Annotated in this window: 19 protein-coding genes and 2 pseudogenes; 17 read left to right on the plus strand and 4 right to left on the minus strand. The window is 64.8% G+C overall.

The annotated features are described in order from the left end of the window. Positions 1–420 precede the first annotated feature (420 nt). From rpsF to AC04SG_RS24630, 13 genes and pseudogenes are all read left to right on the plus strand, one after another. Entirely contained in the window at positions 421–921 is a 501-nt protein-coding gene (rpsF, locus tag AC04SG_RS24570) for a 30S ribosomal protein S6 (RefSeq protein WP_112560792.1), read from the plus strand. After that, entirely contained in the window at positions 921–1,169 is a 249-nt protein-coding gene (gene rpsR / locus AC04SG_RS24575) for a 30S ribosomal protein S18 (protein ID WP_006203718.1), read from the plus strand. Before rpsF ends, rpsR begins: the two co-directional genes overlap by 1 nt. A gap of 268 nt (positions 1,170–1,437) precedes the next feature. Further along, a complete protein-coding gene (gene rplI / locus AC04SG_RS24580) occupies positions 1,438–2,022 on the plus strand; it encodes a 50S ribosomal protein L9 (protein WP_112560791.1) in 585 nt (194 codons plus the stop codon). A gap of 177 nt (positions 2,023–2,199) precedes the next feature. Then, positions 2,200–3,466, plus strand: a pseudogene (locus AC04SG_RS24585) (class I SAM-dependent methyltransferase). Between the two features lie 72 nt (positions 3,467–3,538). Continuing rightward, positions 3,539–3,796, plus strand: a pseudogene (locus AC04SG_RS24590) (YnfA family protein); the annotation flags it as partial. 69 nt (positions 3,797–3,865) lie between these two features. Further along, positions 3,866–4,843 (plus strand): small ribosomal subunit Rsm22 family protein, encoded by a 978-nt coding sequence (locus AC04SG_RS24595; protein WP_488553214.1) that lies wholly within the window; start codon positions 3,866–3,868, stop codon positions 4,841–4,843. A 219-nt stretch (positions 4,844–5,062) separates the two neighbouring features. After that, entirely contained in the window at positions 5,063–6,553 is a 1,491-nt protein-coding gene (locus AC04SG_RS24600) for a replicative DNA helicase (protein WP_112560787.1), read from the plus strand. A gap of 226 nt (positions 6,554–6,779) precedes the next feature. After that, entirely contained in the window at positions 6,780–8,198 is a 1,419-nt protein-coding gene (gene radA / locus AC04SG_RS24605) for a DNA repair protein RadA (RefSeq protein WP_488553154.1), read from the plus strand. A gap of 48 nt (positions 8,199–8,246) precedes the next feature. Next, positions 8,247–8,918 (plus strand): CvpA family protein, encoded by a 672-nt coding sequence (locus AC04SG_RS24610; protein ID WP_488553155.1) that lies wholly within the window; start codon positions 8,247–8,249, stop codon positions 8,916–8,918. 90 nt (positions 8,919–9,008) lie between these two features. Next, on the plus strand, positions 9,009–10,490 hold the full coding sequence (gene purF / locus AC04SG_RS24615; RefSeq protein ID WP_112397309.1) for an amidophosphoribosyltransferase: 1,482 nt from the start codon (positions 9,009–9,011) through the stop codon (positions 10,488–10,490). Between the two features lie 30 nt (positions 10,491–10,520). Next, positions 10,521–11,276, plus strand: coding sequence for an SDR family NAD(P)-dependent oxidoreductase (locus AC04SG_RS24620; protein ID WP_488553156.1), 756 nt, complete (start codon positions 10,521–10,523; stop codon positions 11,274–11,276). A 77-nt stretch (positions 11,277–11,353) separates the two neighbouring features. Then, on the plus strand, positions 11,354–11,983 hold the full coding sequence (locus AC04SG_RS24625; protein WP_488553157.1) for a hypothetical protein: 630 nt from the start codon (positions 11,354–11,356) through the stop codon (positions 11,981–11,983). A 137-nt stretch (positions 11,984–12,120) separates the two neighbouring features. Next, the gene (locus AC04SG_RS24630) at positions 12,121–12,342 is read left to right on the plus strand and encodes a hypothetical protein (RefSeq protein WP_023689120.1); all 222 of its coding nucleotides are present in this window, start codon (positions 12,121–12,123) and stop codon (positions 12,340–12,342) included. Between the two features lie 155 nt (positions 12,343–12,497). Here AC04SG_RS24630 and AC04SG_RS24635 read toward each other — a convergent pair whose 3' ends face one another. Further along, positions 12,498–13,004 carry an OsmC family protein gene (locus AC04SG_RS24635; protein ID WP_488553158.1) on the minus strand — a complete coding sequence of 169 codons (507 nt, stop codon included), beginning with the start codon at positions 13,002–13,004 and terminating at the stop codon, positions 12,498–12,500. 136 nt (positions 13,005–13,140) lie between these two features. Between AC04SG_RS24635 and AC04SG_RS24640 the strand changes: the two genes are divergently transcribed. Next, positions 13,141–14,646, plus strand: coding sequence for a S10 family peptidase (locus tag AC04SG_RS24640; RefSeq protein WP_488553159.1), 1,506 nt, complete (start codon positions 13,141–13,143; stop codon positions 14,644–14,646). Between the two features lie 10 nt (positions 14,647–14,656). Here AC04SG_RS24640 and AC04SG_RS24645 read toward each other — a convergent pair whose 3' ends face one another. Then, entirely contained in the window at positions 14,657–15,088 is a 432-nt protein-coding gene (locus AC04SG_RS24645; protein WP_488553160.1) for a nuclear transport factor 2 family protein, read from the minus strand. A gap of 348 nt (positions 15,089–15,436) precedes the next feature. On the opposite strand from AC04SG_RS24645, the gene AC04SG_RS24650 reads away from it, so the two are divergent. Further along, positions 15,437–16,357 (plus strand): DMT family transporter, encoded by a 921-nt coding sequence (locus tag AC04SG_RS24650; RefSeq protein WP_488553161.1) that lies wholly within the window; start codon positions 15,437–15,439, stop codon positions 16,355–16,357. Positions 16,358–16,508: 151 nt separating this feature from the next. Here the strand turns inward: AC04SG_RS24650 and AC04SG_RS24655 are convergent, their stop codons facing one another. Beyond that, the gene (locus tag AC04SG_RS24655) at positions 16,509–17,372 is read right to left on the minus strand and encodes a LysR substrate-binding domain-containing protein (RefSeq protein ID WP_488553162.1); all 864 of its coding nucleotides are present in this window, start codon (positions 17,370–17,372) and stop codon (positions 16,509–16,511) included. 112 nt (positions 17,373–17,484) lie between these two features. Here AC04SG_RS24655 and AC04SG_RS24660 point away from each other — a divergent pair, with 112 nt between their 5' ends. Next, positions 17,485–17,892 carry a tautomerase family protein gene (locus AC04SG_RS24660; protein ID WP_488553163.1) on the plus strand — a complete coding sequence of 136 codons (408 nt, stop codon included), beginning with the start codon at positions 17,485–17,487 and terminating at the stop codon, positions 17,890–17,892. Positions 17,893–18,060: 168 nt separating this feature from the next. Continuing rightward, positions 18,061–20,283, plus strand: a complete 2,223-nt coding sequence (locus AC04SG_RS24665; protein WP_488553164.1) for an AMP-binding protein — start codon at positions 18,061–18,063, stop codon at positions 20,281–20,283. Positions 20,284–20,294: 11 nt separating this feature from the next. On the opposite strand, the gene AC04SG_RS24670 is transcribed toward AC04SG_RS24665, so the two are convergent. Next, positions 20,295–20,558 carry a hypothetical protein gene (locus AC04SG_RS24670; protein ID WP_112560775.1) on the minus strand — a complete coding sequence of 88 codons (264 nt, stop codon included), beginning with the start codon at positions 20,556–20,558 and terminating at the stop codon, positions 20,295–20,297. Between the last annotated feature and the right edge of the window lie 136 nt (positions 20,559–20,694).

The raw sequence follows: 20,694 nt of genomic DNA on the forward strand, positions 1-20,694 counted from the left end.
CATTCCAGCGGCTCAAAACATCCCGAAACTTCTGCATTCTCCGGTCCTGTAGCCATGCTGCCCGCTTCATCCCCAGCCTCCATTCGCTGGCGATAAAACCGGACAACTCGCGTGCTACCTAATCCGGACAACTCGTGTGCTTACGACAGAACGGCGTCCTACCCTTGCCTTCCCGCCAAATTGCTATATAGACGCCCGCAATCTGCCGGTCCTTGCTGGGGGCTGAACGGAGGGCCGTTGTTTTCCTAGGGGAAAGCGGCGTGTGAAGCCAGAAGCGCTTCCGCCTCCCGTGTCTCCGCTCTCGACCGTCTCGAAATGCTCCTTTCTTCCCCGCCCCTTCGGGACCAGCGGGTCAGAGAAGTTGCAGAGGCTTTTGCCGCGAGGATCCGGGAGAGAAACGAAGAAAGGCATTGAACCACTATGGCTCTATACGAACATGTGTTCCTTGCCCGGCAGGACCTCTCGCAGCAGCAGGTCGATGCGCTTGTCGAACAGTACAAGGGCGTCATCTCCGCAAATGGCGGGTCCGTCGGCCGGGTCGAGAACTGGGGACTGAAGTCCCTCACCTACCGGGTCAACAAGAACCGGAAGGCTTACTACACGCTCATGGACCTCACCTGCCCGCCGGCAGCGCTCAACGAGATGGAGCGCCAGATGGGTCTGTCCGAAGACGTGCTGCGTTTCCTGACCGTCAAGGTCGAGGCGCATGAGGAAGGCCCGTCGGCCATGATGCAGAAGCGCGAAGAGCGCTCGGAACGCGGCGGCTTCGGCGACCGCGACCGTGGCGATCGTGGTCCGCGCTCGTTTGGCGATCGTGATCGCGGCGACCGTGGCGATCGTCCGCCGCGCTCATTTGGCGACGCCGGTGGCGATCGTGGTCCGCGCCGTCCGCGCGAAGGCGTTGAAGGGGGTGCAGAATAATGGTCGACATCAATCAGATCCCGACCCGGCGCCCGTTCCATCGTCGCCGCAAGACCTGCCCGTTCTCCGGCGCCAACGCGCCCAAGATCGACTACAAGGACGTGCGTCTGCTGCAGCGCTACATTTCCGAGCGCGGCAAGATCGTGCCGTCGCGCATCACCGCCGTCAGCCAGAAGAAGCAGCGCGAACTCGCCAAGGCGATCAAGCGCGCCCGCTTCCTCGGCCTGCTGCCCTACGTGGTTCGCTAAGACTTTCGAGCGGGCGGTTCGCCGCCCGCTCTATTCTCCCACGGCGACGGGCGCCGCAGGGAGTATTTTGATGATGCATGTCGTTGTCCCAAACCGGGGCCCACTTTTGGGCGACATGCATTGAAATCCCGAGTTGAGGTGAAAAGCCTCTAACTGCCGCGACAGGCAGGACAGCGACACCGGCGCCAAGGCGCTCAGAGCTTCCTGACCTGTTCCACTCAATTCGGCGCCGACCTTGTGATCGGTGCCCAGACGAAGGAACAAAACCATGGAAGTCATTCTTCTCGAACGCGTTTCCCGCCTCGGCCAGATGGGCGATACCGTCAAGGTCAAGGACGGCTTTGCCCGCAACTTCCTCTTGCCGCAGGGCAAGGCGCTGCGCGCCAACGAAGCCAACAAGAAGAAGTTCGAGGGACAGCGCGCCCAGCTTGAAGCTCGTAACCTCGAGCGCAAGTCGGAAGCCAGCCAGGTCGCCGAAAAGCTCGACGGCAAGAGCTTCATCGCCGTGCGTTCGGCCGGCGAGACCGGCCAGCTATACGGTTCGGTGTCGACCCGCGACATCGCCGAGCTGCTGACGGCGGAAGGCTTCTCGGTCAACCGCAACCAGATCCAGCTCAACCAGCCGATCAAGACCATCGGCGTCACCAATGTGGCGATCGCGCTGCATCCGGAAGTCGAGGTCACCATCAGCCTCAACATCGCCCGCACGGCCGATGAAGCCGAGCGTCAGGCCAAGGGCGAAACGCTGACCACCGCCGAAGCCATCTATGGCGACGACATCAACGACAATGCGCGGCCGGAGAACTTCTTCGACCCGAACACCGAGTTCGAAGGCGGCGAAGACAACGCCTGATCGCCCAACGACAAGCGAGGGAGCGGCGCTCCCCAATCACATTGTCGTCATCCAACCTTTGTGGACCAATGCCCGGGCCTCTCGCCCGGGCATTTTTGTACCAAATGGAACTTTTCGAACCCCTATATATTGTTGCAGAGTTAGCCCGCCAGTCTGACCGTGAGGGGACATTTGGTGATGAATATTCTGTTGAAGCGCGTTCTCGACCGCCTGGTGCGCACGGGCAATCTCAAAGTCACCGGGCCGAAGGGTTTGACCGTGGTTTTCGGCGACGGCAGTGGCGATCCGGTGCACATGCACATCAAGACCGCGCATGCCGAGCGCGCCATCACCTTCGATCCGATGCTGGCGGTGCCGGAAGCCTATATGGATGGCGAACTCGACATCCTCGAGGGCGGTGTGCTGGGTGTGATGCGCATCGCCTTCCAGAACATGGGCAGCGGCGGCATCGACGCCACCTGGTCGAAGGCGATCGAGGGCCTGCGCCACGCCTTCCGCCGCCTGCAGCAGATCAACACCGCGGGGGGGGTGTGAGTATTCCTGCGCCTATTTCGAGCAGCCGGACATGACCCTCGACGAGGCGCAGGTCGCCAAGAAGCGCCACATCGCCGCCAAGCTCAGGCTGAAGGCCGGCCAGACCGTGCTCGACATCGGCTCCGGCTGGGGCGGGCTTGGCCTCTACCTCGCCAAGGCATTCGACGTCGACGTGCAGGGCGTGACGCTGTCGACCGAGCAGCACGGCGTCGCCACCGACCGGGCGCATGCGCAAGGCCTGCAGGACCGGGTGCATTTCGACCTGAAGGACTACCGCGAACTCAACGAACGCTTCGACCGCATCGTCTCGGTCGGCATGTTCGAGCATGTCGGCGTCAACCATTTCCGCACCTTCTTCGAAAAGTCGGCGACGCTGTTGAAGCCGGACGGCGTCATGCTGCTGCACACGATAGGCCGCTCCGGCGTGCCGTGGGCGACCAGCGCCTTCGTCCGCAAATACATCTTCCCCGGCGGCTACATCCCTTCGTTGTCGGAGGTGATGCCGGCAATCGAAAAGTCGGGGCTGGTGGTTACCGACATCGAGATGCTGCGGCTGCACTATGCCGATACCCTGAAGCACTGGGGCCAGCGGTTTGCCGCCAACCGCGACAAGGCCAAGGCGATCTATGACGAGCGCTTCTGCAGGATGTGGGAGTTCTATCTCGCCGCCTCGGAAGCGGCCTTCCGCTGGCAGGACCTGGTGATCTTCCAGATCCAGATCGCCAAGAAGAACGACACGCTGCCGATGACTCGCGACTACATGGCCAAATGTGAAAAGGCACTGGAAATGCGCGAGATTGGGCATCGCCACGAACAACCGGTCGCCCAGCCTGCCGTTGCCAAGGCTGTTGCTACAAGGTCAGCTGTTGCCAAGTCCGCGCGCCGCCGCAAGGTGGCGGATCGCGAGTAGCCGGAGGCCCCATCGGCCTTGCCATCGCCTGCCCAAACATGAAAAAGGTCTCGCTATGCCGAGACCTTTTTCATGACCTACCTCCTCTACATCGCCGCCGCATTGGCCGAGATCGCCGGCTGCTTTTCCTTCTGGGCCTGGTGGCGGCTTGAAAAGTCACCGCTGTGGCTGGCGCCTGGCCTCGTCTCGCTTGCATTGTTCGGCTTCCTGCTGGCGCTGGTCGACACCAATGCCGCCGGCCGCGCCTACGCCGCCTATGGCGGCATCTACATTGCGGCCTCGCTCGGCTGGCTGTGGCTGGCGGAAGGCGTGCGCCCGGACCGCTGGGATCTTGCCGGCGCGGGCGCTTTGCATTGCTGGCGCCTCTGTCATCCTGTTCGCACCGCACGGAGCCTGAGCGTGGAACTGCCAGCACCGCTCAGACAAGGCGTCGAGCGCCTGCTTGAAACGATACCGCTGCCGGCGTTGCGCCAGGCGGCGAAGACGCTGTCGGACCGCTACCGTGCCGAACTGCGCGACGGCCGCCTGCACATGGCCGAGGAGATGGCGGTAAAAGCCTATCTGGCGACGCGGCTGCCGGCGACTTATGCAGCCGCGCGCGCCAGCCTCGACGCGCTCGCCGAGGCACGGCCCGATTTCCAGCCAAAAACCCTGCTCGATGTCGGCGCCGGCCCTGGTACGGTGCTTTGGGCCACCACGGACCTCTGGCCAGACCTCGAACAGGCGGTGCTGTTTGAGGCTAGCGCCGCGGTGCGCAAGGTCGGCCAGTCGCTCGCTCTTGATACCATTGTCGCGAGCACCGACTGGCGCGCCGGCGACGTCACCATCGATCTTGCCGATCTCAAGCCTGCCGATCTCGTCACCTGCGCCTATGTGCTGGACGAGATCGCGCCGGCATCGCTGCCGAAGCTTGTCGGCCGGCTCTGGCAGTTGACCAGCGGCACGCTGCTGATTGTCGACCCGGGCACGCCCGCCGGCTGGCAGCGCATTCTTGCGGTGCGCCGGCAATTGCTGGAGGCCGGCGCGCATGTGCTGGTCCCTTGCCCGCACGAGGCGCCCTGCCCGCTTGAGCCGCCCGACTGGTGCCATTTTTCGCGCCGCGTCGCCCGCTCGCGCCTGCATCGCCTGGCCAAGGATGCCGACGTGCCGTGGGAGGACGAGAAGTTCATCTACGTCGCGGCGTCGCGGCAGCCCGCGGCCTCCGGCGCCGCGCGCGTCATTGCGCCGCCGAAAGCCGGCTCCGGCAAGGTGCTGCTCAAATTGTGCCGGCCGGACGGCAGCGCCGGCGAGACGCTTTTCACCAAGCGCGACGGCGAGCTGTTCAAGCAAGCGCGGCGGTTGGACTGGGGCGATACGTTGGACGAGAGGAGCGGATAGCCGCCGAGATTGTTCTTGCTTCGTTCCTGTCGGACCAATACAATCACCACTTGGCGAGTCAATCGGAATCAGAGCACGGGAATTCTGTCCTGTGGACGGTTTGCCGTCCCCTGTGGACAGCGGGCATCAACGCCGATTGGACGCAACTGATGCATATAAGTCAGCATCGGATCTTTCGCGTTCTGGTATCGAGAAGCCGGGATCGAAATCGGGGACATCATGGCAGAGGCAGCACGAAAATTCGGCGTGGCGGAGCAACCGCTTTATCGTGAGGCGCCAAACAACATCGAGGCCGAGCAGGCGCTGCTTGGCGCCATCCTCGTTAACAACGATGCCTTCTACCGCGTCTCCGACTTCCTCAAGGCCGGCCATTTCTATGAGCCGCTGCACAGGAAGATCTTCGAGGTCGCGGCCGAACTCATCCGCATGGGCAAGGTGGCGACGCCGATCACGCTAAAAACCTTCCTGCCGGCCGACGAGAAGGTTGGCGACATGACGGTGGCGCAATATGTGGTCCGGCTGGCGGTCGAAGCCGTCACCGTCGTCAACGCCACCGACTATGGCCGCGCCATCTATGACCTCGCCACGCGCCGCGCGCTGATCACCGTCGGCGAGGACATGGTCAACATCGCCTATGACGCACCGGTCGACATGGCGCCGTCCGAGCAGATCGAGGATGCCGAGCGGCGACTGTTCGAACTGGCCGAAACCGGCCGCTACGATGGCGGCTTCGAGAGCTTCACCGACGCCGTCAAGACTGCCGTCGACATGGCCAACGCCGCCTATATGCGCGACGGCCATCTGTCGGGCGTCGCCACGGGCCTGCGCGATCTCGACCGCCGCATGGGTGGATTGCAGCCCTCCGATCTGATCATCATCGCCGGCCGCCCCGGCATGGGCAAGACATCGCTCGCCACCAACATGGCCTTCAACATCGCCGAGGCCTATGTGCCGGCGCAGCAGGCCGACGGGTCGTTCAAGGCCGCCAATGGCGGCGTCGTCGGCTTCTTCTCGCTCGAAATGTCGTCCGAACAGCTGGCGACCCGTATCATTTCCGAGCAGACCGAGATTCCATCGTCAAAAATCCGCCGCGGTGAGATTTCGGAGATGGATTTCGAAAAGCTGGTCGCCTGCTCGCAGACCATGCAGAAGATCCCGCTGTTCATCGACCAGACCGGCGGTATCTCGATCGCGCAGCTTTCCGCCCGGGCGCGCCGGCTAAAACGCCAGCGCGGCCTCGACCTCATCGTCATCGACTATATCCAGCTGATGCAGGGTTCCAGCGCCAAGGCCTCGCAGAACCGCGTGCAGGAAATCACCGAGATCACCACCGGCCTCAAGGCGCTGGCCAAGGAGCTGTCCGTGCCGATCATCGCGCTGTCGCAGCTGTCGCGTCAGGTCGAAAGCCGCGAGGACAAGCGCCCACAGCTCTCCGACCTGCGTGAATCCGGCTCGATCGAGCAGGACGCCGACGTGGTGATCTTCGTCTATCGCGAGGAATATTATCTGAAGAACCGCGAACCCAAGCCCGGCACCGACGAATACATCAAGTGGGAACACGAGATGAACGAGATGCGCGGCAAGGCCGAAGTCATCGTCGCCAAGCAGCGCCACGGCCCGACCGGTTCGGTCAGCCTCGCTTTCCAGGGCGAATTCACCCGGTTTTCCGACCTCGCCGAAGAGCACCATATCGCGGAGAGGTTTGAGTAGCTTTTGGCCTACAGCCGCGCTCCGTCACACCCCCCTCTGGCCTGCCGGCCATCTCCCCCGCAAGGGGGGAGATCAGGAGCTTCGCGGGTGGCGCTCGCCTTGCGACGGTGGCGATTGGCGAAAGCATCGACGGCAGCCAATCTCCCCCCTTGCGGGGGAGATGGCCGGCAGGACAGAGGGTGTGCAGGATCACCCTCCTTCGGTCATTTGCGAGCAGCATCACTCCATGGCTAAATCCCGCGTCCAGTTCATCTGCCAGAATTGCGGATCGGTGCATCAGCGCTGGGCCGGCAAATGCGATGCGTGCGGTGAGTGGAATACCCTCGTCGAGGAAGGCACGTCGGGCGGCATCGGCTCGGGGCCTGCCAACACGCGCAATGCCCGCAAGGGCCGCGCCGTGGTGCTGACCAGTCTGTCCGGCGACATCGAGGATGCGCCGCGCATCATCTCGGGCATTGGCGAACTCGATCGCGCCACCGGCGGCGGTTTCGTGCGGGGCTCGGCGCTGCTGGTCGGCGGCGATCCGGGCATCGGCAAGTCGACGCTGCTCACCCAGGCTGCGGCAGCACTGGCGTCAAAAGGCCACCGCATCGTCTATGTCTCGGGCGAAGAGGCCGTCGCCCAGATCAGGCTGCGCGCACAACGGCTTGGCGTCGCCGACACACCCGTCGAACTTGCCGCCGAGACCAATGTCGAGGACATCCTGGCAACAATCGCCGACGGCAGAAGGCCGGACCTCGTCATCCTCGATTCGATCCAGACGCTGTGGACCGACATGGCCGATTCGGCGCCCGGCACCGTCACCCAGGTGCGCGCCGCCGCCCAGGCGATGATCCGCTATGCCAAATCCACGGGCGCCGCCATCGTTCTGGTCGGCCATGTCACCAAGGACGGCCAGATCGCGGGCCCGCGCGTCGTCGAGCACATGGTCGACGCCGTGCTCTATTTCGAAGGCGAAGGCGGCCACCACTACCGCATCCTGCGCACGGTGAAGAACCGTTTCGGCCCGACCGACGAGATCGGAGTCTTCGAAATGTCGGACAAGGGCCTGCGCGAAGTCGCCAACCCGTCGGAGCTGTTCCTCGGCGAACGCCATGCGAAGTCTCCGGGCGCCGCGGTTTTCGCCGGGATGGAAGGCACGCGCCCGGTGCTGGTCGAGATCCAGGCGCTGGTGGCGCCGTCGTCGCTGGGCACGCCGCGCCGTGCCGTCGTCGGCTGGGACGGCGCGCGGCTGTCGATGATTTTGGCCGTGCTCGAAGCGCATTGCGGCGTCCGCTTCGGCACCCACGATGTCTATCTCAACGTCGCCGGCGGCTACCGGATTTCCGAGCCGGCCGCCGATCTGGCGGTCGCCGCTGCACTGGTTTCGTCGCTCACCGGTCTTGCCCTTCCCGCCGATTGCGTCTATTTCGGCGAAATCAGCCTGTCGGGCGCGGTGAGGCCGGTTGCGCATGCGCAACAGCGCCTTAAAGAGGCCGAAAAGCTGGGTTTTGGAAGTGCGGTTCTGCCCTTGGGCAGCGAGGAGGTTGCCAATGGTACTGGTCCTGGCGGGATCGGGGCCGGCGCTTTCCAGCCAACCGAACTTGCCGATCTCGTGGCGCGCATAGCCGGCTCACGGCGCAGTCGTGTCGACGAGGAAGAATGACACGGCTCGGCCGAGCCGTGAAAAGACAATCGGAGTGGGGCGAACAACATGCCGATTACGCTGCTTGACGGAATTCTCGTCGGCTTCACCCTGGTCTCGGCGATGCTCGCCATGGTTCGCGGCCTGTCTCGCGAGATCCTGTCCGTCGTCTCCTGGGCCGCGGCCGCCGCAGCGGCGTTCTTCTTCTACAAGCCGGTGCTGCCTTACGTTCAGCCCTATGTCGAAAGTGACAAGATCGCCATGGCGGCGTCCGCCGGCATCGTCTTCCTCATCGCGCTGATCGTCGTTTCCGTCATCACCATGAAGCTTGCCGACTGGATCATCGATTCCAGGATCGGCGCGCTCGACCGTACGCTCGGCTTCCTCTACGGCGCGGCGCGCGGCATCCTCGTCGTCGCGGTGGCGCTCTTGTTCTTCAACTGGCTGGCCGGCGCCAAGGCTCCGGCCTGGATCGCCAACGCCAAGTCGAGGCCGCTGCTCGAAACCATCGGCGCCAAGCTGGAAAGCCTGCTGCCCGAGGATCCGGAAAACGCCATCCTGAAGAAGCTCAACCCGAATCAGCCGGCAGCACCTGAGACGCCCCCGGCAGCCGATGCACCGGCGGCGGATGCGCCGGCAGCCGGCGAGGATGCGCCCGCGCCCGACGACGAGACCGACGCTCCGGCCGACAATGCACCGGCACAGCCCGCCGCTCCGGCCCCGGCCGCGCCGGCAAACTGACCTGGAACGGTATGGCGCCCCAGCGCACGGAGTGCGTTGCTTTCGCGGCGCTCTCGCCTTATATGGCCATTTTAGCGGAGCTTGAGCCCCATGGCAGTTTCGAAGGCAGACGCAGACGACGTGCTTTCCGCCGAAGCAGACGATCATTTTCACGACGAATGCGGCGTGTTCGGCATTTTCGGCCGGCAGGACGCCGCGGCCATCGTCACGCTTGGCCTGCATGCACTGCAGCATCGCGGCCAGGAAGCGGCCGGCATCGTTTCCTATGACGGCACGCAGTTCCATGTCGAACGCCATGTCGGGCTGATCGGCGACACCTTCACCAAGCAGCACGTCATCGACAGCCTGCAAGGCAATCGCGCCATCGGCCACACGCGCTACGCCACTACTGGCGGTGCCGGCATGCGCAACATCCAGCCCTTCTTCGCCGAACTCGCCGATGGCGGCTTTGCCGTCGCTCACAACGGCAACCTCACCAACGCCATGACCGTGCAGCGCGCGCTGCAGAAGCAGGGCGCGATCTTCTCGTCGACCTCCGACACCGAGACGCTGCTGCACCTGGTTGCGACCAGCAAGGAGCGCGATTTGAATTCGCGCTTCATCGACGCCGTGCGTCAGGTCGAAGGCGCCTTCTCGCTGGTGGCGATGACCTCCAAGAAGATGATCGGCTGCCGCGATCCGCTCGGCATCCGGCCGCTGGTGCTCGGCGACCTCGACGGCGCCTGGATCCTGGCCTCCGAAACCTGCGCGCTCGACATTATCGGCGCCCGCTTCGTGCGCGACCTGAAGCCTGGCGAGATGGTCGTCGTGACCTCGAAAGGCATTGAGAGCCTGTTTCCGTTCGAGCCGCAGAAGACCCGCTTCTGCATCTTCGAATATGTCTATTTCGCCCGTCCGGATTCCTCGGTCGAAGGCCGCAACGTCTACGAGGTGCGCAAGCGCATCGGCGCCGAGCTGGCGCAGGAAAGCCCGGTCGAGGCCGATATCGTCGTGCCGGTGCCGGATTCCGGGACGCCGGCGGCGATCGGCTTTTCCCAGGCTGCCGGCATTCCCTTCGAGCTCGGCATCATCCGCAACCACTATGTCGGCCGCACCTTCATCCAACCCGGCGATTCGATCCGCCATATGGGCGTCAAGCTCAAGCACAACGCCAACCGCCGCATGATCGAGGGCAAGCGCGTGGTGCTGGTCGACGATTCCATCGTGCGCGGCACCACCAGCCAGAAGATCGTGCAGATGGTGCGCGATGCCGGCGCCCGGGAAGTGCATATGCGCATCGCCTCGCCGCCGACCAGTGCGTCGTGCTTCTACGGCGTCGACACGCCGGAGAAGTCGAAGCTTTTGGCATCGCGCATGTCGATCGAGGAAATGGCCGAATTCATCCGCGTCGATTCGCTCGGCTTCCTCACCATTGACGGGCTCTACCGCGCCGTCGGCGAAGCCGGCCGCGACAATGAGCAGCCGCAATTCTGCGACGCCTGTTTCACCGGCCAGTACCCGACCCGCCTGCTCGACTTCGAAGGCCACGACAATGTGCGCACGCTGTCGCTGCTGGCGAACAACGGGGCCTAAAGCCCAACTGCCATCCTTGAAAGCGCTCGCATGACCCTCGACCTCTCCGGCCGCGTCGCGGTCGTCACCGGTGCCTCGCGCGGCATTGGCTATTTCATCGCGAAAGAACTTGCCGCCGCCGGCGCGCATGTCATCGCGGTTGCCCGCACCGTCGGTGGGCTGGAAGAGCTCGACGACCAGATCAAGGCTGAACGCGCCAAAACCGGCAAGGGCGAAGCGACGCTGGTGCCGCTCGATCTTGCCGATATGGCCGGCATCGACCGGCTGGGCGGCGCCATTCACGAGCGCTGGGGCAAGCTCGACATACTGGTGGCCAATGCCGGCGTGCTCGGCGTCATCTCGCCGATCGGCCACGTCGAGGCGAAAACCTTCGAGAAGGTCATGACCATCAACGTCACATCGACCTGGCGGCTGATCCGCTCAGTCGACCCGCTGCTCCGGCTGTCCGACGCCGGCCGCGCCATTCTCATGTCCTCCGGGGCCGCGCATTCGGCGCGCGCCTTCTGGGCGCCCTATGCGGCGTCGAAGGCGGCGGTCGAAGCCATGGCGCGCTCCTGGGCGCATGAGACGCAAAGCCTGCCGCTGCGCGTCAATGCCGTCGACCCCGGCGCCACGCGCACCGCCATGCGCGCGCAGGCGGCACCCGGCGAGGATCCGGAGACGCTGCCGCATCCCTCAGAAATTGCGAAGCGCATCGTGCCACTGGCGAGCCCCGAGCTGAAAGAGACAGGGCTGATCTTCCAAGCCAGGAACCAGCGCTTCGTCGCCTACCGGCAGCCGGAATAAACCGGCTTGAAGCGGGATTAAACAGGCCTCCAGTTACGTTTCTTCGAATGTAGGACATTCGAAACCGGAGGACCGACATGCGCAGACTTCTTCTCGTTGCCGCCGCAGCGCTTGCAGCCACAGCTGGCGCAGCCCTCGCCCAAGACGCCAAGATGAGCTTCTTCGTCACCAGTGTCGGGTCCGGCAAGGGCGCCGATCTCGGCGGTCTCAAGGGTGCGGACGCCCACTGCGCGTCGCTGGCGGAGGCGGCCGGGGTTACCGGCAAGGAATGGCACGCCTATCTCTCGACTGCCGACGTCGATGCGCGCGACCGCATCGGCAAGGGTCCGTGGGTCAATGCCAAGGGCGAAAAGATCGCCGATGACGTCGCCTCGCTGCACAGCGACACCAACGCCATCACCAAGCAGACGGCATTGAACGAGAAGGGCGAAGTGGTCAACGGCCGTGGCGACAAGCCGAACCGGCACGACATTTTGACCGGCTCGAAGCCCGACGGCACCAAGATCGCCGACCAGACTTGCGGCGCCTGGACGCTAAGTGGCGCGGAGGGCGCGGCGATGATGGGCCATCACGACCGCACCGGCCTTGATGAGTCGGCGGCGGCGAAATCCTGGAACTCCTCGCACGCCTCGCGCGGCGGCTGCAGCCAGGAGGCGCTGAAAGGCACCGGCGGCGACGGTCTGTTCTACTGCTTTGCGGTGTACTGAGAGACGTGTGGGGAGCGGTTCTGTTCACGGGTCTGTGATGATCCGGCAGGGCCCTCCCCCGTCGCCCTGCTTTCGCCATCAGCCGGGAGTTGCTAGGGTCGATCCGAATCCGACATCCAGCAAAGCGAGGAATTCCCATGGCTGCTCCCAGCGTAGCATTGGTCTGGTACCTGGTGATCGCCGGCCCGCAAGGCGGCATGGTGGTGCTGCCCAGCACCTTCGACACCCGCGAACAATGCACCAACGCCATCACCGAATACCAGAAGCAGCCGACCCCGGCCGGCTGGGCGGTGAACTGCGTGCCAAGCGCCTCGCCCTTCACCGACGAAGGTGATGCGGAAGAGCCCGCGGCGCAATAGCCTAATCTCCCCCCTCGAGGGGGAGATGGCCGGCAGGCCAGAGGGGGGCGGTACGTCCTGACGCGACGCCCCTTCGCCGACAGAAGAAGTTGGCGCTCTACGCGCGGCGACCCCCTCTGCCGCCTTCGGCGACATCTCCCCCTCAAGGGGGGAGATCAGCGCTGCGCTGAAACCCTCATCTCCGGCTTGCTGTTGATCGTCTGGAACACCACGCAATAGCGTTCCGTCAGCTTGATGAGCGAATCGATGCGCTCCTGCGGCTCGTCGGTGTCGAGGTTGAAATTCAGCCGGATGGCGCGGAAGCCGACCGGGGCATCCTTGGCCACACCCAGCGTGCCGCGAAAATCGAGATCGCCCTCGGCCTCGACGGTCGCCGCGCCGAGCCTGAACTCCAGCGCCGTCGCCACCGCCTTCAGCGTCACGCCGGCGCAGGCGACCAGCGCCTCGAGCAGCATATCGCCCGAACAAAGTTCGAGCCCGGAGCCGCCGGTTGCCGGATGCAGCCCGGCCACCGCCAGCGCCCTGCCCGTCTCGACCTTGCAGGCGATCGACTGGTCGTCGATCGAACCCCTGGCGCGAAGCGTGATCAGCGCCTGCGCGGCATCGCCGCGATAAGCCTCCTTGAGCGGCGCCTGCATGGCTTTGAGTGCGGTGGCGTCCATGATCTGTCCTTTCGAGTCCTTCACGCTTTGATAGCACTGATATGCCGGCGGGACAGAGGGGCCACGACGTCGCGAATAGTTACTTTGACTTCGACCGCCTAGACCATACCTATGCGGGAGCCATTCCGGAGGTGTCATGCGTGCCAAGCTGAAGCTTATTCCCGCAATTCTCCTGGTGCTTGTCGCCTTCGCGCAGCCCGGCCTCTCCGAAACGCCCGAGCGCCCCGCCCCTGCCGGCGGTGTGCTGTCGCTGCTGCCGGCGCCGCAGATCACCAGCCATTCGATCACCATTGCCGGGCGCAAACTCGACTACCAGGCAAAGGCCGGCACGCTGTCGCTGCTTTCCGGCAAGGGCGAGGTCACGGCGGAAATCTTCTATGTCGCCTACACGCTGCCGCCGGCGGCGGGCGCGGAGAAGGCTCGCCCTATCACCTTCGTCTTCAATGGCGGCCCCGGCGCGGCGTCCGCCTATCTGCATCTCGGTGCACTCGGTCCGCGCATCATCGCGACCGGGGCCGATGGGCAATTCCTGCCACCGCCGCAAAAGCTGATCGACAATCCGGACAGCTGGCTCGACATGACCGATCTCGTCTTCGTCGATCCGGTCGGCACCGGCTACAGCCGCGAGGCACCCGGCCAGGACACGAAGGACTTCTGGGGCGTCAGCCAGGACGCCAGTTCGATCGGCGCCTTCATCCGGCTCTATCTCGCCCAGAACGGCCGCACCGGATCGCCGCTCTTCCTTGCCGGCGAAAGCTATGGCGGGTTCCGGGCAGCACTGCTTGCCAGAACCCTGCAGGAAGATGTCGGCCTGAGCCCGAACGGCATCGTGCTGATCTCGCCGGCGCTGGAATTCACGCTGGTGCTGCCGGACGAGTTTCAGCCGCTGCATTGGGCGCTGGAACTGCCCTCGCTGGCGGCGGTGCGGCTGCGCAGCGAAGGCGTCAGCGGCGAGGCGCTGCGCGAGAAACTCGCCGAGATCGAGCACTATGCGTTGGGTGACTACCTCACCGCTCTGACCAGCGGGCTGGAACAGGGCGGGCGGCTGGCCAGCCAGCGCGTGGCCGAGATCACCGGCCTGCCGCTCGAGCTCGTGCAGCGCAATTTTGCTCGCATCCCGACCGGCCTTTTCGCGCGCGAATTCCAACGCGCCGGCGGCAAGGTGCTCAGTCCTTATGACGGCACGATCGCCACCAGCGATATCGCGCCGGAGAGCGCGCGCATCGCCGGCCCGGATCCGGTGCTCGACCGCAGCGTGCCGGCATTGACCTCGGCCTTCGTCTCCTATGCACGCGACGAGCTGAATTTTCGCACCGATGTCAGCTACCGGTTGCTCAATGGCGACGTCACTCACAATTGGGACTACGGCAGCTCGCGGCAAGGCTATGCCGGGGTGATGGACGATCTGCAGCGCGCACGTTCGCTGAACCCGGCGCTCGGCGTGGTGATCGTCAATGGCGAAACCGACCTGGTCACGCCCTATCTCGCCTCGCGCTATCTGGTGAACCAGCTTCCGACGCTCGGCGGCGCAAAACCCATCCGTCTCGACGTCGTCGAAGGCGGCCACATGATGTATTTCCGGCCCGACGGAAGGCGCGCGCTGAAGGAGGCCGTTGCGGAGCTCTACCAGGTAACGCAGTGAGGTGGGGAGGTCACGAACCGGTTCCACTGCTGGCCGTTGGCGGACGGCGCCCGGAGAGGGCTTCAACCGCGTCTTCGATGCCGACAACCTGGTGCTCGACGTCCTCCAGATACAATCGCCCGGCCACAATCTGACCGTCGATGATCTCGAACAGCGTGACCCCGCGCACCTCGAAGGGTTGCCCGTCGCTGCGAGTCCCTGACCAATGCCATTCGATCCAGGTCGTGTCACCGTCTTGGACCGAGCGCGTGACCGCCGCGTGGAAGTCAGGTATTCCCGTGAACATGGCCTCCCAGTTGGCGCGCATCTGGTCACGCCCAACGAAGGCTCTGCCCGGGTGCGCCGGCTGTACGCTCCGATAGTTCTCGTGGATGAGAGCGGTGACAGCGTCGAGATGATGCGCGTTCATCGCCGTCACCAGTCGATCGATCACTTCGGTCATCGAAACTCCCGGACTTATGCAGCGCACGTATTGGCGCGCCCTCTCCGTAGTCCGCTGCCGGGGTGAGCCGCGCCGATCAATCCGCGAGCCTCAAAATTACCTGATTGGGCTGGGGCCGTCCAGCATTGCAAGACGCCGAACATGCGCGTCCGCCGCCGCGCGCAATAGCGTCAGCGACCAGTGTTAAGTGGCTTTTGTCCGCGTAAAAGCCCTTTGTAAGCATCAGCGAATGCCGCCGGCCCTTGCCCCAACGTAAGCCCGAAGCTGGCGCAGAGGCGCGCCGGCTGTGCCATGGGATGATGCCCTGCTGACAGCAAGGTGTCAGGACAGCAAGCGTAGTCTGGTGACATGACGGATTCCCTCGACAAGCCCGACACGCTCATGAACAGCGCGGCCAGCATCGCCGCCGAGCGCACGCTCGGCATCGCCCTGGTCTCGGCGTCGGCCGTCGCATTCGCCCTCACCGGGGTGTTGACCAAATCAATCCATGCCGACCCGCTGACCATCACTTGCTGGCGCGGCTTTGTCGGCTCGATCCTGATCACCTTCTATGTGCTGTGGCGGCGCCGCCGCTCCGGCGGGCGGGAAAGCTTGCGACTCGGTTGGCGCGGCTGGTTGCTGGCGGTTGAGGGTGCGACGGCCAGCATCGCCTTCATCTCGGCGTTCAAGTTCACCTATGTCGCCAATGTGGCGGTCATCTATGCCACAGCGCCCTTCATCACCGCGCTGCTCGCCTTCGTGCTGGTGCGCGAGCCTTTCCGGGCGCAGACGCTTATTGCTGCAGCAGTGTCGTTGTGCGGCGTGGCGATCATGGTCGGTTCCGGCTTCGGCAGCGGCCATCTGTTCGGCGATGGGCTCGCACTGCTGATGACCGCCGGCAGCGCGCTCTACATGATCATGGTGCGCGCCTTTCGCGACACGCCGGTGGTGTGGGCGGGCGCGGTGTCGGCCTTCCTTTTGTTCGTGTTCGGCTGGTTCGTCACCGACCCGCTGACGGTTTCGGCCCACGATGCGGTGCTGCTCGTCGCCTTCGGAGGATCGTTTGCCGCGGCGTCGATCCTGTGGACGGAAGGCTCGCGGCTGATCCCGGCGCCCGAATCCGGCCTGCTCGGTGCCGCCGAAGTGCCTTTCGCGATCCTGTTCGCCTTCCTGTTCCTAGGCGAAATTCCGCCGACCGCCAGCCTGGCCGGCGGCGCCGTCGTGCTGTGCGCGGTTTTTGGCCATGCCGGTCGTGATTGGCTGGTGGCGAGAAATAGGGCAACCCCATAATTATTTTCGGAGTCATGGAACCATCATCCGGCTCAGGCATTATTGGTGCGACGGGTCACCCCCCAAGTCCCCCCAAACCCCTCGACCCGTCCTACTTAAAGCCGATCGTAAAGGTCGGCTTTTTCTTTGGATATCAGCCGGCAAGGGGAAATCAGCCGGTAAGGCCGGGCAAAGCGAGATTGTCGCTGAGCAAGGCGGCAAGGTCGCGCGCCGGCCGTTCGGCACCCTGGCCGAGCCTTATGGCGAATTGCGCAATGGGCACCGGCGGCAGGCCGAGCTCGCGCGGTGCTTCGACGATGCCGGAATGGGCAAATCGCGCCGTGCGCAAGGTCAGCGCGATGCCGGCGTTGACCGCGGTGCGCAGGCCGGCAAGGCTGGCGCTGCCGGCGGCGATGCGGTAGCGGCGGCCGGCTGCATCGAGGGCTGCGAGAGCCGCTTCGCGAAAGCCGCAATAGGGGTCGAGCAGCGCCAGCGGCAATTCCTCTTCCCGCACGGCAAGCCCCTTTTGCGAGCACAGCCACAGCATCGGCTCACTGAACAGCCCGACTTCGTCATTGGCCGGGGTTTTGCGCATGATGATGGCCAGGTCGAGCTGCCCGGCCCGCAGCGCCTCGCCAAGCTCGGCCGAGCGGCCGACGCGCAGTTCGATCCTGACGCGCGGATGGCTGGTCGCAAAGGCCCTTAGGAGCTCTGGCAAGCCGCTGTCGGCGAAATCCTGCGTGGTGCCGATGGCGACGCGGCCGGCGGCGCGCGCGCCTTTCAGTGCCAGCCAGGCCTCGCTGTGCACGGCAAGGATGCGACGGGCATGGCCGACCAGATCCTCGCCGGCCGACGTGAGCCCGCGGCCGCGGCCCTGCGCCACCAGCAGCGGCTCGCCGACGATCTCCTCCAGCCGCTGCATCTGGGCGGTCACCGCAGAGGGCGAGCGGCCCACGCTCGATGCCGCATGTGCTAACGAGCCGCCATCGACAAAGGCAAGGAAGGTTTTGAGCAGATCAGGGTCGAGCGCTTGCATACTTCGATAATACAGAACCTTTCGTTCGAAACAATTCGATTTTTTTGATTCTAGGATGATGGCATGGTCTCTCCAACGGCAAACAGACGCCGCTCAACCAAAGGAGAGAAAAATGCCGATCATCAACATCAGCGTCACCGGCAAGCCCGACGCCAAGCTGTCCGCCGCTATTGCCAAGGAAATCACCGGCCTGACCGCAACCCATCTGCGCAAGGATCCGACGATCACCGCCGTCGCCGTCAGCTATGTCGACCCGCAGCACTGGTTCGCCGGCGGCAAGTCGCTGGCCGAGCACGGCGCCAACACCTTCTGGCTCGACATCAAGGTGGTTGACGGCACCAACACCAAGCTGGAGCTGGAGGCCTATCTGAAGGCGGTCTTTGACGCTTTTGGCCAGTTGCTGGGTGGCGTGCATGAGGAGAGCTATGCTTTCGTGCACGAGGTGCCAGCGGCTGCCTACGGTTATGGCGGCAAGAGCCAGGAGTTCCGGTTCATCAGCGGGCGGTTGAAGGCGGCTTGAGGAAGCCAACGAGCGCAGCGCCCGCCCCTCATCCGCCCTTCGGGCACCTTCTCCCCGTGAACGGGGAGAAGGAAAAAGGCTCGACATTGACCTTGCCCCCCATTGCGTTACCCTCTGCTGTGAAGCGGACGAAGAGCCGCGATACCGGAACGTTGGGAGAGACGCGGCATGATCCTGACACTGGCGCTGCTTGCAGGCCTCGTGCTGGCCTGGCTGCTGATTGCCGCGATCGAGACCTTTCGCCTCGACCTGCGCTTCACCCAGGCGCTGCTCTACGTGCCGTTCAAGCTTGCCTACCAGATCGAGGACCGGCGCATCCGCATTGCCCGCAACGCGCCGACGCCGGTGATCTATGTGGTCTCGCACCAGTCGCGCTTCGAGCCGGCACTGATGCTGTCGCTGCTGCCTGACGACACGCTGCACATCTTGGACGGGGCCTCGGCGCGCTCGCTCTGGCTCGAGCCATGGCGCGAGCTTGGCCGCACCATTGCCTTCAACGCCGAGCATCTGTTCGTCAGCCGCCGGCTGGTCAGGGTGCTGAAGGGCAAAGGCCGGCTTGCCGTCTATCTGCCCGACGACGTCGAGCCCGATGTGAAGTCATTTCGCCTCTTCCGTGCCGTTACCCGCATTGCCATGCAGGCCGACGCCACCATCGTGCCGATCTTCGTCGCCGGCGCGCGCGACCTGCCGGTGTCCCTGACGCCAAAAGACCGGGCGCCCCGCCGCTGGTTCCCACAACTGTCGATCAGCGTGCTGGAGCCGATGACGATTGCCGAACTGGTGGCGCGCAATCCCGGCCAGGCTTCCAACACCAATGCGCTGTTTGACCGCATCGCCGAGGCCAGGCTTTTCGGCAGCAACCTCGATCGCGGTCTGTTCCTGGCCATGCGCGATGCAGCGGACCGCACCGGTGCCTCGCATCCGATCATCGAGGATGTGATCAGCGGCTCGCTCAGCTACCGAAAAATGTTCATCGGCGCGCGCGTGCTCGGCCGCCGTTTCGAGGCGGTGACAGCACCCGGCGAAGCGGTCGGGGTGTTGCTGCCCAACGCCAATGGCGTGGTGCTGTCCTTTGTCGGCCTGCTTTCGGCCGGCCGGGTAGCGGCGGTGATCAACTACACCGCCGGGCCGGCGAGCGTCACCGCCGCGGTGCGCACGGCGGTCATCCGCACCGTCATCTCATCGCGCGCGTTCGTCGAGAAGGCCGGGCTTGCCGACATCATTGCCGCGGTCGAGGCCGGCGGCGCCAAAATGCTGTGGCTGGAGGATGTGCGCGCAAGCATCACCGCCCTGGAAAAGCTCACCGCCGCAGTGCTGTGGCGGTTCCCGCTGCAACGGCAGGACGCCGCCAAGCCGGCGGTGATCCTGTTCACCTCAGGCTCGGAAGGCACGCCCAAGGCCGTGGTGCTGTCGCACCGCAATCTCCACGCCAATGCCATGCAGGCCGAGGCGCGCATCACCATCTCGCCGTCCGACATACTGCTCAACGTTCTGCCGGTGTTTCACTCTTTCGGGTTGACCGGCGGCACCATCCTGCCTTTGGTGACCGGGGTAAAGCTGTTCCTCTACCCCTCGCCGCTGCACTACAAGATCATCCCGGAGATCGCGCGCAAGGTGAAGCCGACCGTCATGTTCGGCACCGACACGTTCCTCGCCAATTACGCCCGCACCGCCAAGGACGGCGATTTCTCCAGCCTGCGCTTCGTCGTTGCCGGCGCCGAAGCGGTGAAGCCAGAGACGCGCCGCGTCTACCGCGAGCGCTTCGATGCCTCGATCATCGAGGGGTTCGGGCTGACGGAGGCAGCTCCCGTGGTTGCCGTCAACACCGCCATCCATGGCCGCGACGGCACAGTCGGGCGGCCGCTGCCGGCGATGCGCATGAAGCTGGAACCGGTCGAGGGCATCGAAGACGCCGGCAGGCTGTGGCTCGACGGGCCGAATTTGATGATGGGCTACATGACGGCGGACCGCCCCGGCGAATTGCAGCCGCTGGACGGGTGGCATGACACCGGCGACATCGTCTCGGTCGACCGCGAGGGCTTCATCACCATTCGCGGCCGGGCCAAACGCTTCGCCAAGATCGCCGGCGAGATGGTGTCGCTCGGCGCGGTCGAGATGCTGGTGCAGTCGCTGTGGCCGGAAGAGCGACATGCGGCGGTGGCGGTGCCGGACAAAAGGCGCGGCGAGCGCATCGTGCTGGTCACCACCGCGGACGACGCCGATCCTGACGAATTGCGCAAGTTCGGCAAGCAGGCCGGTGCTGCCGAGCTGATGGTGCCCAACGACATCGTCAAGGTCGAGGAGATCCCGGTGCTGGGCTCGGGCAAGACCGACTATGTCTCGACCCGCAAATTGGCTATCGAACGGCTGGGGCTGAGTGCTGCGGCCTGAGAGGCCCTCGTCTAAAAGACCGCCGCCGACAACAGCATGATAAGACCGACCCCCATCATCAGCAGGCCCGGCCAGTTCTGCGACAGGCCGAAGAAACCGAGCCCGCGCCGCCGCGGCTCAAGGGTCGGGCCTGTCGTTGCGAGATTTGGCGCTGGGCGATCCGGCGTCGCGGGAGAGGACTTCGGATCGCTGAGCCGCCCGCGCCCGATGACCGCGCCCGCCATGTACACAACGCCAGCGACAGTGAGCAACGCGCCGATGAGGATGACAGCCATTTCTCCTCGCTCTCCAGGGCCTGCCTGACGCAAGTCGCTTGCGGGATTAGCGTTTCGGCGACGCCGCACCTCGCCGCTCATGCCTACCGCTATAGCGCGACGGCTTCTCCCGGTCGTCTATTGAGACACAACGGTC

The organism is Mesorhizobium sp. CNPSo 4684 (genome assembly GCF_057784315.1).